The following is a 16,219-nucleotide window of genomic DNA, read 5'->3' as shown; positions in this document are numbered from 1 at the left end:
TCCTCAGCGGCTCAGGAATTCGGGCGTCATCAGCACCAGCGACACCATGCTGCGCAGGCGTTGCTGGTTGTAATGGCGCTTGAGGTCGTTGCCGGACCAGGCATCGGTGTCGGTGATCACGTAGGTCGCCGGATCGCCGTTCTGGGCCATGAACGCGATCAGCGTCTGCCGCCGCGACGCATCGGGCAGGTAGCCCAACAAACGCCGGCACCAGTAGTCGACCAGATTGGGCGCGGTCCAACTGGACACCTCGGCGCGGCTCAGTTGCAGCACCGGCAACAGCGGCACGCCGCCGTCGTTGGTTTCGGTCAGCCAGTTGAGCATCTTCCAGGTGGTGGCGTAGGTGCTCGCGCCGGACCAGGCCAGGCCGGTGTCGGGGTAGCCGTTCGGCGCGGGCCACTCGTAGGGCGCGTGGCCGGTGAAGCCGAAGCGGTACATGAAATCGTCCGAGCGCGACTGCGCCACGCGCAAGGTCCAGTCGCTACCGGCCGCGCGCATCGCGGCGACCACCGCTTCGAACGGGCGCCGGTTCTTCTGGCCCCAGGCGTTGGCGAAGGCGCTGGAATTGAGGATGTGGCGCAGCACGTGCTCGATCTGGTTCGGGCTCTGCCAATGCTGGCGGAACACCGCCGCGGCCGAGGCCACCAGCTCTGGCGGCGGGGTGTCGCTGACGAAGCGTCGCACCAGCTTGGCGCAGACGAAGCGCGCCACGGCCGGGTGGCTGGCCAGGCGGTCGAGCACGTCGCGGCCGTCCTTCATCGCCGGCTGCTCGGGATTGAGCAAGCGCCCGAGCACGAACTTGGGGCCGGCGTCGTGCCAGGCCTGGCGGTAGACGAAGGTGCCGTCGTTGTCGTTCGGGTACTGCCAGTGCGCGTTCTTCATGCTCCAGCCGGTGAACGCCGACGCGGTTTCGTATACGTCGATGTCGGTGTAGCCCGACGGGTAAGCCGGGTCCTGCGGGTCCGGCGGCACCAGGAACGGGTCGGTGAAGCCCAGGTAGTTGCCCGCGCCCAGGGTGTGCAGTTCCAACAGTTCGCGCGCCCAGTTCTCGTTCGGGCCCGAGCGCGTGTTGGACACGTTGTCCAGGTAGAACAGCATGGACGGGCTGCAGGCCACGTCTTCGAGCAGGGTGCGGAAGTTGCCGAAGGCCGACTTGCGCAGCACGTCGCGGTCGTAGTGCACGTACACCGGGCCAGCAGCGAAATCGCTGGCGGTAACGTTGAAGTGGTCGTGCCAGAAATTGACCATCACCTCGCGCAACTGGCGCTTGGAATAGGTCGCGCGCACGAACGCGCCGCGCTGGATCTCCCAAGCCGGACGCATGCGCACCTCGTAGGCCGGGTCCGGCACCACGTGCTCGGCCCACAGCTGGGTCAGCGGCTTGCCCAGCGTGGTGTAGCCGGCCGCGCTCAGCCGCGCCTCGACCGCGCTGTCGTCGATCGCGCTCCAGTCCAGCTGCCAGTCGATGTAGTTCTGCAGCCGCTGCGCATCGTTGCTGCCCAGGCCGTTGAACTCCGACAGCGAGGTCGGAGTGATGCCGTAGCTGAGGCTGTTGAGCGCGCGGATCGGCAGCGAGGGCCGGGCGAGGGTGAGCAGCTGCGCCTGCGAGTCGCGCGACATCGACGGCCCGCCGGCCATCTGCGGCGCGTCCAGGTCCCAGGCCGCGGCGGTCTGCTGCTGCGTCGCTTGCGCGGCCTCCAGCTGTTCCTGCGCGCGCGCCGAACTGGCGAATTTCTGCGGCCGGATCCAGCGCCCCTTGCCGTAGCGGCGAAACAGGTGCGACTGCGCCAACGCCCGTTCGCGCCTGGCTTTGCGGTTCATGACGGATTCCTCGGACGTCCCCTTTGCCGGCCAGTATCCGGGCTAGGGTTGACGGGCGACCGGGAGTCGAGTCACAAAAATGGTGCCGTTCGGCGCGGCGCTACGGCCGTTCAGGCCGGCCTGCATGGGTTCGACCGAGCCTGCGCTCAGGGCGGGCCGTCCGCCGGGTCCGGATCGCAGGCAGCGCGCACGTAGGGTCGGATGGCGTTCCAGTCCGCTACGTCGGCGCGGTGGGTGGAGTGCCAGTAGGACGCGAGCACGGGTTCGATTTCGTCCCAGCTGCGGTGAGCGCATTCCGCGCCGACGATCTCCAGCAGCGCCAGCACGTGCGCCTGATAGTCCGCGGGCAGGTCGGTCAGCTTCATCGCGTCAGCTGGCGCAGGCAAGCCCGGCTGGAGCGGAGCCGGTTCGGCAGGCAGGGAGGGCGGCCCGGTTCGAACGCAGGAAAATCGGATACGGGCACTAGCGGTTCTGCCCGGCTACGGTGGTCGACTACCTTCATTCCTTAGCTCTCTCCCACATCCTCCGTCCTGGGAAAATAGTGCCGCGGCTGCCCGCGATCCGTTCGGTACCGCACTTATAGCGGTTCGCCCCCGAGCTAGGCTTTGCGCCTGCCGGCGTCCATCGGAACCAGTAGTCGCTCGTACTCCCTCTTGACCGCCGCATGGCACTCGCAACTGCGCTGCTCCAGGCCCAAACGGTCCAGCAGGCGGATCTTGCCGCGGCTGTAGGCGATCAGCCCGGCTTCCTGCAGCCGACCGGCGGCTTCGGTCACGCCTTCGCGGCGGACGCCCAGCCGCGTGGCGATCAGTTCCTGCGTCACCTGCAACTCGTCCGTCTCCACCCGGTCCAGGCATTGCAGCAGCCATCGGCACAGCTTCTGTTCGACCATGTGGTGCTGGTTGCACACCACCATCTGCGCCATCTGCGCCAGCAGCGCCTGGGTGTAGCGCAGCAACAGGAATTGGAAATGGGTGCCGCGGCCGAATTCGCGTTCGACCTTGTCGGCCTTCAGCGCCAGCGCTTGTCCCCCGACCTGGACCACGGCGCGCGCTGGCGTGGTCTGGCTGTCGACCAGAATGGCCATGCCGACGGCGCCTTCCCGGCCGACCATGGCGATCTCGCTGCTGTCGCCGTTTTCCATGACGTAGAGCAACGACACGATGCCGCTGCGCGGGAAATACATGTGGTGCTGCGGCGTCTGCGGCTCGAACACGACCTTGCCGGCGGGCAGGTCGACCAACTGCAGGTGCGGTCGCAGGGCGGCGCATGCTTCGGCAGGCAGTTTGTCCAGCAGGCCGTTATGGGCAATCCATGTCGGAGCTTTGTTCATGCGCAGCTGTGACCTCCCATAAACGGGCAATTTTCGGTCGCAGGTGCAAAAGCGTATGTACGACAACGCACATACGTCGACCCCAACGGGGTCTGTGTTCGCTAGCGCACATAGCGCCAACTGAAGATGCGATCAGTCTTCAAGACGATCTGGCGAACCCACAGTGCGCGCTATTCGGGCGCAACGCAAGCATCGCGGGCGCATCGCAGCGCTCGGCCTTCTGAATGAGCCTGGGAGCGTGCTAACCGCGCCGCTTGTCTTGGCCCGTCGCGGACACAACGCGCTCGCGCCGCCGGCGGTCGCCTTCAAGGGTGGCGGTTCGACCGTGCGATCGCCGCGTCCAGCAGCATTTCCAGCGTGGCGCGTGTGGTCGTACCGGGCTGGATGATGGAGATCCAGCCATTGGCGCCATACACCGGGTGCGGGAAGAACTGGTCGAGTTCGGCGAAGTCGAACTGGTCGCGATGCGAATCGAACTCGCGCGGGGCGAAGCCGAAGCTCTCCTCGAACAACTCCTTGCCGATGTCCAGGTTCACTCGGTACAAGCCGCCGCGGTTGAGCTGCGACTGGGTATCGAAGCCGTCGTAGTCCTTGATGACGATGGTCGCGAACGGCATCTTGCGCGCCTGGCCGTCGGCGTCGAGCGCGTAGACGAAGGTGTCGCCCCAGGCCAGCTCCGGGCTGCCGTCGTCGGGCCCGGCGATCTGGATGCGCACGGCGGCGTGGTCGGCGAGATAGGCGCGGATTTCGTCTTGGGTCATCGGCGGGCTCCTGGCGGAAACCGAAAATAGTACCCCGGCGCCTGTCCGGTTCCGGGCCGTCCCTGCGTTTGTACTGGTCGAGACGGAATTACAGGCCCGTTTCGGTGAGCACCCATCGGTGCTGAGAGCAACAACGGGCCTTCGTCCTCACCGCATGTAGCGCGTTTTTTCTGCGCCTTCCCCTAGTGGAATCCCTCCTGTCGCTGCGGCGTTCTGCCGCGCGTGAGGGCCTGCATGCACCCACAAATCCCTTTCGTCCAGGAGCATTACCCAATGCGCAGCAAAGCCGTGTCCCGTTCCTTGGTTCTCGCCGTGTCCGCCCTCGTTTTGGCCGCCGCCGCCAGTGCGCCGGCGTTCGCCCTGCCGTGCCAGACCTGCGAAATGCCCGATCCCAGCGACCCGAAGGTCAACCCGCCCAAACAGTTGAGCCCGCTGGAAATGAAGATCGACCCGCTGGTCTGGGCGCAGATGCAGGAAGACAAGCTGCCGGGCGTGACCGTGGCGGTCACCCGCAACGGCGCGCTGCTGTTCAACAAGGGCTACGGCTACGCCAACACCCAGACTCAGCAGCTGATGACGGCCAACACCCGCTCGCGCATCGGCAGCGTCACCAAGGCCGCGATCACCGGCCCGGCCGGCTTTCAGCTGATGCAGGCCGAAGGCATCAACCCGGCCACCAAGACCCTGTACGGCGCCAACGGCATCTTCGGCAACGAGTTCGCCAACGACATCCTGCGCGGCGCCAACCGCTACACGCCCATCATCGAGATGGACATCGGCCAGAACGACCACACCTTCACCTGGTACAACGACCTGACCTACAGCGAAGGCGCGACCAACGACCTGGATAAGTACAACCCGCCGCTGCCTTACACGCTGCCGCCGGGCCGCCAGCCGATCGACATCCTCGGCATGGGCATCGCCGCCAACGGCCAGGTCTATACCTGGTACCACGCCGCTCGCACCACCCAGACCGACACCCCGGCGATCACCCGTTCGATCGGCACCGCGGCCGACCTGGACGCCTACGACCCGCAGACCACCGAAACCGTCAAGCTGCCCGCCGGCAAGACCGCTTACGACATCGTCGGCATCGCCATCGCCAAGTCCAACAACCACGTCTACGTCTGGTACCAGGACGGTACCTACAGCGAAGGCTATTCGATGGACTTCGACTACTACTCCAAGGGCGTCAAGCCGTACAGCTGGCCGGCGCAGGCCAGCGGTTCCAGCTACGACATCCGCGGCATGGCGATCGCCTCCAACGACCACGTCTACACCTGGTTCGGCAACGGCCAGGCCAGCTCGGGCATGAGCCACGACCTGGACAAGTACATCGCCCCGTACGGCTACACCCTGCCGGCCACGCTCAACGGCCCCAACTGGGTCAACCTGTACTCCACGATCACCGTGCAGAACCTGCTCGACCACCGCGCCGGCTTCACCCGCAGCGGCGACGTTCCGGGCACCGCCGAACTGTTCGGCACCGCCGAAGCCAACGTGACCTACAAGCAGATCCACCGCCACTTCCTGCGCACGCGCCCGCTGCTGCGCACGCCGGGCGGCAACTCGCAGTACTCCAACCACGGCTTCGGCCTGTGGACGCTGCTGATCGAAAAGATGTCGGGCCAGACCTACCGCGACTACGTCCACGACCACTACCTGCTGCCGGCCGGCGTGGCCGACGACATCGAACCGCAGGCCGCCAGCCCCGATTCGCGCGACTCGGCCAACCACATCCTGGTCGGCGGCGTGCCCGTGCCGGGCCCGTACGAGCCCTCGACCACCGGCCTGGCCGCCGGCGGCTACCGCGGCACCGCCCGCGCCCTGACCATCCTCACCGCCAAACTCGACGGCAAGTACAGCGACGCCGACATGGACCGCATGGGCTGGGGCGCCCCGGGCGACGGCAGCCTGGAACACAATGGCGGCGCCGACGGCGGCATGGCCTACGTGGTGATGTTCCCGGCCGGCTACGTCAGCCCGAAGGGTAAGAACCTGGGCGGCGTGCACGTCGCGGTCGTTGCCAACCGCTGGGGCAATCTGGGGTTGTTCGAGGAGATGGCTCGGGAGATTGCCGAGCAGTTGTAAGGGTGGGCAGCGTCAAGCCCGCAAACGTTAGAGACGCAGAAAGCCCGCTTCGGCGGGCTTTCTATTTGGTGCAGGCAGATCGGCTAGGACAAGTACCCGTGCACGAGGTTTAGAGCGAATGCCGCAACCAGGGGCGCCAGGATTATGGAGCGCTTCTTCTTTTCTTTGACGAAGTACAGCCCGAGCCCTGCGGAGAGTAGGGCCAACAAATACATGATGCCTAAAAGCGTCTCTCTAGACATGACGATCACATTCCCCAGCGTCCTGGTCCAGGATAACCCTGTCTGCAGTTCTTGTGCGTGGTGTCGTGGCGCAGAGCGCGCATGAGCTGGGCCACGGACAAGGCGCAACCCGCAGCGCCCAATCCAGTCTCAGTTCCGAACAAGTGATGGTGGCTGACCTTAAATCCTTGTGGCCCTGACCTCGTCTCTCTAAGCTCGCCAGCAAAGTAAATGGCTGCTGGAGCGTATATGTCTGGGTTGGAAAGAAAAACCTATGTCCTCACGTGGCTGGGGTTTGGGGTTGCGGTTCTCAGCCTTGCGCTGGCCTATTACGCAATCCGGGTGTCTTGGAAGATTGCGGAGGTTAGCGGAAGTCTGGACAAGCCGGGCATCGTTGTGGGTATAGGCGACTATCCGCTGGCCGCCGGCAAGCGAAACTATGTGGTCTTGGGGGCGCCGTTGCCCTCATCAGATGCGCCCGCAGTGGGCGCTATTCCCTTCACATTCCATTCCAGCGGCAGGAAGTCGCTCGACTCTATTTCCATCTCATTTCAGTATCACAAGTTATTCAATAGGGCGTTGTTGGAGGAGGTGACCCTCTCCAGTCCTTCGGGTGCATTTGGCGCGAACGATCTGCGTAAGAGCACATCTCAGAGTGGGGACATGTTCTTTGTCACCTATGCCATGCCTAGCTTGAATCCTGGAGTGGGGGTCGAGATCGGCGAGCCTATGTTGCTTGGGGAAACGCGTATCCAGAGCGAAATCCCAGTTACCTTCAAGGATGGCGTCAAGGCAACCGTATCGCTTGCTGCTGCCTACTCAAAGGAATTCGGGCTTGCGGTTACCTCGCGCGATACTGAAGTTTTGGGCTATCCGGTATCTGTTGCGATGCAATCTGCAGCCTCAATGGATGAGCTGGCTCGGTCTCCCCATTTGATAGGGCATGTGGAAAGACAACAGAAAGAATTGCGCGCGAAGCTAGGCGCCTTGTCGTATTTGATGGCATTGCTGACCACGTCGCCCGAGAGCGACGTGTACCTGATTTACGATCCGCTTAAACGAGTTACCTCTGGTGAGGTGACTGTTTTTTCACCAGCGAAGGATCAACAGGTCACCAAAGCGGTTTTCCCGCTTCTTTCGTGGCGGCTGCTGTTCTAGAAGCTGCGATGGGCTGAGCGGTAGGGAGTCCACTACCACTGCAATGGTGCGCGCACAAAAAAGGCTAGGCATCAATGCCTAGCCTTTTTTTCGTGCTGGTGCCGGAAGTGGGACTCGAACCCACACGCTTTTAAGGGCGGCGGATTTTGAGTCCGCTGCGTCTACCGATTCCGCCATTCCGGCGCGGCCGCAGAGTATAGCCGAGCGCGGGGCGAGTCGTACCCCTTAACCTCGTTCAGACGCTCAGAAGCCGCCGTAGCGGGCCATGGCGGCGGCCAGGAGGAAGATGGCGCCGACCAGGATCAGTTCGAAGCGGACCACGCTGCGCTGGCGGGCGAGGTCGGCCGGTTCGGGCAGGAAGGCGGGGTTGTCGCGTACGGCCTTGCGCCAGCGCATGAAGCGCAGCGTGGGCAGCAGGGAGAGCAGGCCGACGAGAACGTAGGCGCCGAGCTTGGCGTGGAACCAGGGGTTGTGCAGGTAGAAGTCGCTGCCCTTGGCGCCGAAGAACACGCGCAGCAGGCCGGTGCCCAGCAGCAGGCCGGCGGCCATGCCGTAGCCGGCGTCGAGGCGGGCCAAGCGTTGCAGGCTGTCGGCGGTGAGCGGGCCGCGCAGGAGGGTGGATTCGGCTACGAGCATGGCGACCAGGGCGAACACCAGCAGGTGGTGCAGGGCGGCTAGTAGGAGGTCGGGGAGCATGGGGGCGGTGGCGGCGGAGGTGGGGGCGATTGTAGGCGCAGGTTGGATTTGGGGTAGGAGCGGCGTGAGCCGCGAACGCGCCGCTCCGATCACGGTGCTTGCGTCGTTATCGCGATTCCGGTCGCGGCTTACGCCGCTCCTACCCCAAGGCGGTGAGGGGCCTGAACACAATCGGCTCGCGTCGTTTGTGAGGTGGCGTGGTCGCGTCTTGCGCCGCTCCTACAGGGAGGGAGTGGGAGGGTGACCTGGTGTGGGGGAATCGCGGCTTGCGCCGCTCTCACAGTTGGGGTCGCAGGAGTGCGGGAGCCCTAACGAAGAAGCGGCCCTCAGGCCGCTTCGTCTGTTTGCAGTGCTTTGTCCACGCGGGTGAACCATTCGCCTTCGCGTGGGACGAACATGGAGCAGGCTTCCATCGGCGCCTTGTAGATGTGCAGCGAGACGGCGACGTGGCTGTCGCTGCTGTTGCGGATGGTGTGGTACTCGTGCGGCGGAATCAGGCTGCCGGCGCTGCCGGGGCCGGCGTGCATGCCTCCGGCGGCGCGGAAGCGGAAGTGGTCGCCGTTGCGTTCCAGCAGTTCATACTGGGTGATTTCAAGCTCGCCGTCCCACACGCCTTCCACGCACCACAGGCCGCAGTGGTCGTGCACCGGGGTGCCTTGGCCCGGGCCCCAGGTCATCGCCACCACGCTGTAGCCCAGGCTGGGGCTGCGGTAGATCTCGCGGCGGGCGTAGTGGTCGTCGATGGCGTCGTACACGCACTGCGGCAGTTGCACGTCGCGGTCGCGGATCATGCGGCACAGCGCGTTGCGCAGGGCCGAGGTGACGGCGTGTTCGTCGCCGGCGTTCACGGCCTGGTCGACGGCGGCCACGAGCTTGTCGTGACCGGGGAAGTCGAGGTCGGGCAGGGCCTCAGCCAAATGACATCGGGTTATGTCCATATAACCATTCTAGCGGGATGCGTCCTCGCAGGCACGCCCCGGCGTATCACAGTTTGGCGAGAAACCCCGCCACCGCCGGGCCGAAGCGGGCGATGTCGACCAGGAAGGCGTCGTGGCCCTGCGGCGAGGGCAGCGGCAGGAACTCGGCGTCGGCGCCGCCTGCGGCCAGGCCTTCGGCGATCTCCTGCTGCTGCTGCAGCGGGAACAGGATGTCGGTGTGCACGCCGATGGCCAGGGCCTTTTCCAGGCGGATGCGGGCCAGGCCGGCGCGGGTGTCGGCGGGGCCGGCGCCGTCGTCGCCGCGGGCGTAGTCGCCCAGGTCGAACCAGTCCATGGAGCGGCTGAGGTAGAGGTAGCAGTTGGGGTCGAAGCGGCGCACGAAGCGGCGGGCGTGGCCTTCCAGGTAGCTTTCGACTTCGAACTCCAGGCCGAAGGGTTCCTCGTCGGCGCGGTCGGAGTCCAGGCGCACGCGGCCGAAACGGCCGTCCCATTCCAGCGCCGAGCGGTAGGTGATCACGCCCAGTTTGCGTGCCATGCGCATGCCGGCCTCGGGGTAGCTGCGTTCGTCGTAGCGGCCCTGGTACCAGTGCGGGTCCAGTCGGATGGCTTCGCGCTGCAGCGAGCGGATGGCGATGGAGAACGGCAGCGCGCGCGCGGCGCCGGAGATGTTGATGTGGGCGCGGGCCAGGCCGGGATGGCGGATCAGCAGCGCCAGTGCGGTCATGCCGCCCATGGAGTTGCCGATCACGCAGGCCAGCCGCTCGATGCCCAGGCCGCGCACCACGTGGGCGGCGGCGTCGGCGCCGTCTTCGATCGACAGCTCGGGGAAGTCCAGGCGGTAGGGCTCGCGCGTGACCGGGTGGATCGAGGCCGGGCCGGTGGAGCCCTTGCAACTGCCCAGCGAGTTCACGCAGATCACGAACCAGCGCTGGCTGTCGATAGGCTTGCCGGGGCCGAGCATGGCTTCCCACCAGCCCGGCTCGGAATTGCCGGCGTTGGCCGCGGCGTGCGCGTCGGGCGACAGGCCGGTGACGATCAGGACAGCGTTGTCGCGCGCGGCGTTGAGCTCGCCCCAGGTTTCGAAGGCGATGCGGGCGCCGTCCAGGCGGCCGCCGCGCTTCATCGCGAAGCCGTCGGGCAGGGCGTGGTAGCGGGTGCCGGGCGGGATGAATTCGGTCATGCCGGGAGCTGCCTTCCTGGTTGCGGGCGCAGGGCGGGGGCCGGCGCGGGTGGCGCTATTTTGCCCGGGTGTGGCGGTTAGGAGTAAGGCATGAGCTCATGCAGTTTTCTTCTCCCGCTTGCGGGAGAAGGTGCCCGGAGGGCGGATGAGGGCGTGCGATGGGCGAAGTCCGGCGCGAGTGCGTGACCCCGTGTGCCCTCACCCCAACCCCTCTCCCGCTTCGCGGGAGAGGGGCTATATCCATCAGTCGACGATCTGGTCAATCGTGACTTCCACCGGCTGCTTGCGATCCCTGCGCACCACCTGCGGCGCCGAGGCCAGGTCGCCGGCTTGCGGGATCGCCTGGCCGGAGGCGGAGACGCGCGCGAGCACCGCGACCTGGGGCAGCTGCGAGAGCTTCATCGTCGGCATCGGGCTGTCGCCGTCGCTGAGCACCACGTCCAGCGGGAAATCCTTGGCCGCGAGCTTCTTCACCGCCACCGGCATGGGCGGGCCGCTGGGCTGGCGCGCGAGCACGAACAGGCTGGCGTTGGCGGGCAGTTTGGCGGCCAGTGCCGGCGACAGCGACACGCGCACCTTCAAACCGGCGACCGGCGCGGCGGCGGCCGGCGCGGGCAGCGGCGGCTGGCCGGCTTCCTGGCGCGCGGCATTGATCTGTTCCCGCAGGCTGGCGGCGGTGTTGGCGTCGACGACGGCGAGCAGCGGCTCCCAGGTCTGCGCGGCGGCGGCCGGTTCGCGCGCCTGGCGCTGGGCCACGCCCAGGAACCAGCGGCCGCGTTGATGCATGGGCTGCAGTTCCAGCGCGCGCTTGAGCAGGGCCACGGCCTGCGCGTCGAAGATGCGGTCCTTGGCGGCGAGCGAGCGGAACTCGGCGGCTTCGACCATGAGTTCGGGCTGGTCCGGCGCGATCTGGTTGGCCTTGGCCAGGGCGTCGCGCGCTTCGATCAAACGGCCTTCCGAGGCGTAGGCGCGTGCGAGCAGGCGCCAGCCTTCGATCTGGTTGGGTTCGCGCTGCAGCTGCGCTTCCAACTGGCTCACCGCGGCTTGCAGGTTGTCGGGCGCGGTGCGGCGCGCGGGATCCAGCGCGTCGGGCGTGCCGATCAGCCAGTAGCCGGCGCCGGTGGCCAGCGCCAGCGCGGCGAACATGCCGGCCGCTGCGGCCGGCTTGGCGCGCCACAGCGGGCGCAGCACATAGGCCAGCACGATCAGCACCACTGCGGCGCCGGCGAGCACGAACGCGGTCATCACCATTCCTCGTTGTCGTCGGCGTTGCCGCTATCGGTGTGGGCGTTGCCTTGCGCGCGCGCGGCGCGGGCGCGCGAGCGCACCACGCCGGCGACCACGGCGCCGCCGGCCAGCAGCACCAGCAGCGGGCCGAACCACAGCAGCCAGGTCTTGGACTCCACCTGCGGGCGGTACAGCACGAATTCGCCGTAGCGCGCGACCAGGAAGTCCTTGATCTCGCGGTCGCTCTTGCCCTGGCGCATCAGCTGCAGCACTTCGCGGCGCAGGTCGTGGGCGATCTGGGCGTTGGAGTCGGCCAGCGATTGGTTCTGGCACATCACGCAGCGCAGTTCGGCGACCAGGTCGTGGAAGCGCACTTCCTCGCTGCGGTCGTTGAAGCGCAGCGGGGTGGGGTCGTTGGCGGGTTGGGCTTGGAGGGTTAGGGCGAAGGCTAGGATCAGGGCAGCGACGGCAAGAGCAAATCCCCCCCGGCCCCCCTTTTTCAAAGGGGGGAGATGAAAGGCCAGCAGCGAACTCGCGCGGCTGTTCCCCCCTTTGAAAAAGGGGGGTAGGGGGGATTTGCTCTCAGCCCCACTCATCGCGTCTTCTCGACTTCCGCCAGCACCGGCAGCAATTCGTCGCGGATCGTCGCCTCGCTCATCGGCCCCACGTGCTTCCAGCGCACCACGCCGCGCGCGTCGACCAGGAAGGTTTCCGGCGCGCCGTAGATGCCCCAGTCGATGGCGACCTTGCCTTCGTAATCGGTTAGCACCAGCCAGTAGGGATTGCCGTACTGCTCCAGCCAGCGCAGCGCGTCGGGGTGTTCGTCTTTCCAGTTGAAGCCGATCACGCGCACGCGCTTGGTTTCGGCGAAGCGGGTCAGTACCGGGTGCTCGTCGCGGCAGGCCGGGCACCAGCTGCCCCAGACGTTGAGCAGGTAGGGTGAGCCGCGCAGTTGTTCGGAGCTGACCAAGCGGCCGGCCTCGTGCAGCACCGGCAGCGAGAACGCCGGCGCGGGCTTGCCGATCAGCGGCGAGGGCAGGGCCTCGCGGTCGGGATTGCGGCTCAGCCACACGCCCGCGGCCAGCAACACCGCCAGAGCGGCGAATACGGCCAGGGGCAGCCAACGGCTCTTGTTCATGCGGCGCTTCCTTCAAGGGCGTCGTCGTTGCGCACCGGGCGCGGCGCGGCGGCGGACTGGGGACGGAAACGGCGGTCGGCGGCGGCGACGAAGCCGCCCAGCATCATCAGCAGCGCGCCGGCCCAGATCCAGCGCACGAAGGGCTTGATGTGCACGCGCAGCGCCCAGGCGCCGCCGCCCAGCGGTTCACCCAGGGCGACGTAGAGGTCGCGGCTGAAACCGGGATCGATCGCCGCTTCGGTCATGACCTGGCCGCCGCTGGCGTAGGCGCGTTTTTCCGGATGCAGCACGGTCAGCAGCTGTTCGTTCTGGAACACGGTGACGGTGCCGCGGTCGGCTTCGAAGTTGGGGCCGGCGCGATGGGCCACGCCGTCGAAGCGGAACGCATAGCGGCCCAGCTCCACGCTCTGGCCCGGCGTCAGCGCCAGTTCGCGCTGCTGGCTCAGGCCTTCGGTGAGCAGGGCGCCGATCAGGAACACGGCGATGCCGGTGTGGGCCAGGGTCATGCCCAGCATTTCGGCGGTGTAGCGGGTGCCGTCGCCGCGCAGGCGGGTCCAGACGAAGCGCAAGGTGCCCAGGCCCACCCACAGCGCGCCGCCCAGACCGGCGGCGACCTTCCACGCACCCTGCGGCGCGACGAAGTAAGCGGCGATGGCCGCGCCCAGGGCCAGCCCGGCCCAGGGCACCAGCATCGCAGCCGGCCGCGAGGGCTGCTCGCGCTGCCAGCGGAACAGCGGGCCGAACGGCAGCAGCAGCACCATCGGCGCCATCAGCAGCACGAACATCAGGGCGAAGTAGGGCGGGCCCACCGACAGCTTGCCCAGGTTCAAGGCGTCGGCCAGCAGCGGGTACAAGGTGCCCAGCAGCACCATCGCGCAGGCGGTGGCCAGCAGCAGGTTGTTGGCCAGCAGCAGGGTCTCGCGCGAGTACAGCTCGAACGGCTTGCCGGGCGGGTCATCCGAAGACGGTGCGCGCAGCGCGTACAGCAGCAGCGAGCTGCCGATCACGACGCCCAGGAAGATCAGCACGAACACGCCGCGCGAGGGATCGGCGGCGAAGGCGTGCACGCTGGTCAGCACGCCCGAACGCACCAGGAACGCGCCCAGCAGCGACAGCGAGAAGGTGGCGATGGCCAGCAGCAGGGTCCAGCCGCGGAAGCTGCCGCGCTTTTCGGTGACCGCCTGCGAATGCAGCAGCGCCGCGCCGGCCAGCCAGGGCATGAAGCTGGCGTTCTCGACCGGGTCCCAGAACCACCAGCCGCCCCAGCCCAGCTCGTAATACGCCCACCACGAACCCAGGGCGATGCCCAGGGTCAGGAACGCCCAGGCGATGTTGGTCCAGGGCCGGGTCCAGCGCAGCCAGCGCGCGTCGACCTTGCCGTCGAGCAGGGCGGCGATGGCGAAGGCGAAGGGCACGGCGAAGCCGACGTAGCCGATGTACAGCATCGGCGGGTGGATGATCAGGCCCGGGTCCTGCAGCAGCGGATTGAGATCGCGGCCTTCGGCCACGGCCGGCAGCAGGCGTTCGAAGGGGTTGCTGGTCAGGATCAGGAACGCCAGGAAGCCGGAACTGACCACGCCCATCACGCCCAGCACGCGCGCGATCACCGGCATCGGCAGCGCGCGCGAGTAGCGCGCCACCGCCGCGGTCCACAGCGCCAGCACCAGCACCCACAACAGCAGCGAGCCTTCGTGCGCGCCCCACACCGCCGAATAGCGGTAGATCATCGGCAGCAGGCTATTGCTGTTCTGCGCCACGTACTTGATCGAGAAGTCCTGGACCACGAAGCCGTGGGTCAGCACCGCGAACGCGGCCAGCACCAGCGCCAGCTGCGCATAGGCGGCCGGGCGGGCGAGGTCCATCCAGGAGGCGATGCCGCGGTGCGCGCCGAGCATGGGCAGCACCGCCTGCAGCACGGCGATCAACAGCGCCAGGATCAGGAAGATCTGGCCGAGCTCAGGGAGCATGGGGGTGGTTTCGCTTTAGGTGATGGGGTTGCGCGGCAAATCCCCCCCGGCCCCGCTCTTTCAAAGGGGGGAGACACGCAGGGGGCAGCGAACTCACCGGGCTGTTCCCCCCTTTGAAAAAGGGGGGTAGGGGGGATTCGCTTTTGCTTCCCGCGCCCGAAATCAACGCATAGCCTCCGCACCGCCCGGCGCGGGCACGTCGTGCTTCTGATGCGCCTTGCCCATCTTGTCGGCCACTTCCTTGGGCATGTAGGTCTCGTCGTGCTTGGCCAGGATCTGCTCGGCCACGAAGCGGTCGCCCTGCATGCGGCCGGTGGCGACCACCGCCTGTTTCTCGCGGAACAGGTCCGGCAGGATGCCGGTGTAGACCACGGGCAGTTCGGCGTCGCCGTCGGTCACGCGGAAGTGCGCTTCCATCGAACCGCTGGCGCGCTGGAACGAACCGGCGGCGACCATGCCGCCCAGGCGGAAACGGGTTTCGCCCGAGGACACCTGTGCGCCGGCATCGCCGCGCAGCACCTCGGCCGGGGTGTACAGATAGGCCACGTTGCGCTGCAGCGCCATGGCCACCAGGGTCACGGCGATACCGGCGGCGGCGACCAGCGCCAGCACCCACAACAAACGACGGCGGCGGATCGGATTCATCGGCTCAATTCACCCGTGGGCTTGCGTGCGCCGGCCTGGCCGGCCTGGCGTGCGGCGCGCTGGCGAGCGGCGCGCAGCTCGCGCCGGATCTGCAGCCGGCTGGAGACGAAGTCCCAGGCCAGCACGATCGCGAACACCGCGTAGGCGGCGATCACATAGTTCTGGTAGCTCACGGCGCGCCGTCCTTGCCGGCGGCGCCGGCCAGCTGCGCGACCCAGGCCTTGCCCGATTCGCGCCGCAGGTTGTCGCCGCGCGCGCGGCTGAGCAGGGCGCCGACGAACCACAGCTTGGTCCCCACCACCATCCAGATCAGCGGCGCGATCATGCTCGCGTCCATGCTCGACTCGCCCATCAGGCGGATGGTCTGGCCCTGGTGCAGCGAGTTCCACCATTCCACCGAATAGCGGATCACCGGCAGCAGCACCACGCCGACGATGGCCAGCAGGCCGGCCGCGCGCGCGGCGGCGCGGCGGTCGTCGATGGCGTTGTACAGGCCGATCACGCCCAGGTAGAGGAACAGCAGGATCAGTTCGCTGGTCAGGCGCGGGTCCCAGTCCCACCAGGTGCCCCACATGGGCTTGCCCCAGATCGAGCCGGTGGCCAGGGTGATGACGGTGAAGCCGGCGCCGATCGGCGCGCAGGCCATGGCCAGGATCTCGCACAGCTTGATCCGCCAGATCAGCGCGACAGCGGCGTAGGCGGCCATCAGCGCGAACACCGCCATGCTCATCCAGGCGCTGGGCACGTGGATGTAGAGGATGCGGAAGCTGTCGCCCTGCTGGTAGTCGGCCGGTACCTGGAACAGCGCGCCGTACAGGCCCCAGGCCATGACCAGCAGGCCGCTGACGTAGCCCCACGGCGCCCAGCGCGCGGCGAAGCGGTCGAAGGTGGGCGGCGAGCCGAGTTGGTGGAACCAGCGGACGAGTGGATTCATGCAGCGTATCGGGCGGGTCGCGAAGACCGGCGGGTAGAGGGCGTGGCGGCTTGGACCGCGTTGGCCGTGATCGGTTCGTCGCGTCCGCAGCGGTCGCCCGTGCCGGCCG

Annotated in this window: 16 protein-coding genes and 1 tRNA gene; 2 read left to right on the top strand and 15 right to left on the bottom strand. The window is 67.2% G+C overall.

The window, feature by feature from the left end:
* Window positions 1-3: 3 nt before the first annotated feature.
* From DX914_RS06495 to DX914_RS06480, 4 genes are all read right to left on the bottom strand, one after another.
* Entirely contained in the window at window positions 4-1,821 is a 1,818-nt protein-coding gene (locus DX914_RS06495) for a DUF1800 domain-containing protein (protein ID WP_115858202.1), read from the bottom strand.
* Window positions 1,822-1,967: 146 nt separating this feature from the next.
* The gene (locus tag DX914_RS06490) at window positions 1,968-2,186 is read right to left on the bottom strand and encodes a hypothetical protein (RefSeq protein WP_115858201.1); all 219 of its coding nucleotides are present in this window, start codon (window positions 2,184-2,186) and stop codon (window positions 1,968-1,970) included.
* A gap of 233 nt (window positions 2,187-2,419) precedes the next feature.
* A complete protein-coding gene (locus DX914_RS06485; protein WP_115858200.1) occupies window positions 2,420-3,154 on the bottom strand; it encodes a Crp/Fnr family transcriptional regulator in 735 nt (244 codons plus the stop codon).
* 305 nt (window positions 3,155-3,459) lie between these two features.
* Window positions 3,460-3,915, bottom strand: a complete 456-nt coding sequence (locus DX914_RS06480) for a DUF6194 family protein (RefSeq protein WP_115858199.1) — start codon at window positions 3,913-3,915, stop codon at window positions 3,460-3,462.
* Window positions 3,916-4,227: 312 nt separating this feature from the next.
* On the opposite strand from DX914_RS06480, the gene DX914_RS06475 reads away from it, so the two are divergent.
* The gene (locus tag DX914_RS06475) at window positions 4,228-6,006 is read left to right on the top strand and encodes a serine hydrolase (RefSeq protein WP_158549199.1); all 1,779 of its coding nucleotides are present in this window, start codon (window positions 4,228-4,230) and stop codon (window positions 6,004-6,006) included.
* Between the two features lie 470 nt (window positions 6,007-6,476).
* Window positions 6,477-7,385 carry a hypothetical protein gene (locus DX914_RS19985; protein ID WP_147300616.1) on the top strand — a complete coding sequence of 303 codons (909 nt, stop codon included), beginning with the start codon at window positions 6,477-6,479 and terminating at the stop codon, window positions 7,383-7,385.
* Window positions 7,386-7,481: 96 nt separating this feature from the next.
* Here the strand turns inward: DX914_RS19985 and DX914_RS06470 are convergent.
* The 11 genes from DX914_RS06470 to ccmC all read right to left on the bottom strand — a co-directional run bounded on the left by DX914_RS06470 (window position 7,482) and on the right by ccmC (window position 16,110).
* A tRNA-Leu gene (locus DX914_RS06470) sits at window positions 7,482-7,568 on the bottom strand.
* A gap of 60 nt (window positions 7,569-7,628) precedes the next feature.
* Complete coding sequence (locus DX914_RS06465; RefSeq protein WP_115858197.1) at window positions 7,629-8,081, bottom strand: DUF2214 family protein; 453 nt, start codon at window positions 8,079-8,081, stop codon at window positions 7,629-7,631.
* Between the two features lie 326 nt (window positions 8,082-8,407).
* Window positions 8,408-9,019, bottom strand: a complete 612-nt coding sequence (locus tag DX914_RS06460) for a cysteine dioxygenase family protein (RefSeq protein WP_231118166.1) — start codon at window positions 9,017-9,019, stop codon at window positions 8,408-8,410.
* A 46-nt stretch (window positions 9,020-9,065) separates the two neighbouring features.
* Entirely contained in the window at window positions 9,066-10,199 is a 1,134-nt protein-coding gene (gene metX / locus DX914_RS06455) for a homoserine O-acetyltransferase MetX (protein WP_115858196.1), read from the bottom strand.
* 243 nt (window positions 10,200-10,442) lie between these two features.
* Window positions 10,443-11,444, bottom strand: coding sequence for a tetratricopeptide repeat protein (locus DX914_RS06450; RefSeq protein ID WP_115859155.1), 1,002 nt, complete (start codon window positions 11,442-11,444; stop codon window positions 10,443-10,445).
* Window positions 11,444-11,881: a cytochrome c-type biogenesis protein gene (locus tag DX914_RS06445; protein WP_425480673.1), complete on the bottom strand. Its 438-nt coding sequence runs from the start codon at window positions 11,879-11,881 to the stop codon at window positions 11,444-11,446. Before DX914_RS06445 ends, DX914_RS06450 begins: the two co-directional genes overlap by 1 nt.
* Before the next feature lie 137 nt (window positions 11,882-12,018).
* Complete coding sequence (locus DX914_RS06440) at window positions 12,019-12,564, bottom strand: DsbE family thiol:disulfide interchange protein (RefSeq protein WP_115858194.1); 546 nt, start codon at window positions 12,562-12,564, stop codon at window positions 12,019-12,021.
* On the bottom strand, window positions 12,561-14,531 hold the full coding sequence (locus tag DX914_RS06435) for a heme lyase CcmF/NrfE family subunit (protein WP_115858193.1): 1,971 nt from the start codon (window positions 14,529-14,531) through the stop codon (window positions 12,561-12,563). Before DX914_RS06435 ends, DX914_RS06440 begins: the two co-directional genes overlap by 4 nt.
* A gap of 162 nt (window positions 14,532-14,693) precedes the next feature.
* Window positions 14,694-15,176, bottom strand: coding sequence for a cytochrome c maturation protein CcmE (gene ccmE / locus DX914_RS06430; protein WP_115858192.1), 483 nt, complete (start codon window positions 15,174-15,176; stop codon window positions 14,694-14,696).
* Window positions 15,173-15,349 (bottom strand): heme exporter protein CcmD, encoded by a 177-nt coding sequence (gene ccmD, locus DX914_RS06425; RefSeq protein WP_115858191.1) that lies wholly within the window; start codon window positions 15,347-15,349, stop codon window positions 15,173-15,175. The genes ccmE and ccmD overlap by 4 nt, the downstream gene beginning before the upstream one ends.
* Window positions 15,346-16,110, bottom strand: coding sequence for a heme ABC transporter permease CcmC (gene ccmC, locus DX914_RS06420; RefSeq protein WP_115858190.1), 765 nt, complete (start codon window positions 16,108-16,110; stop codon window positions 15,346-15,348). The genes ccmD and ccmC overlap by 4 nt, the downstream gene beginning before the upstream one ends.
* Between the last annotated feature and the right edge of the window lie 109 nt (window positions 16,111-16,219).

Source organism: Lysobacter silvisoli, from assembly GCF_003382365.1.
GTDB lineage: Bacteria > Pseudomonadota > Gammaproteobacteria > Xanthomonadales > Xanthomonadaceae > Lysobacter > Lysobacter silvisoli.
Note: the sequence above shows the minus strand (reverse complement) of the source record. Positions and strands in the feature narration are given on the sequence as shown.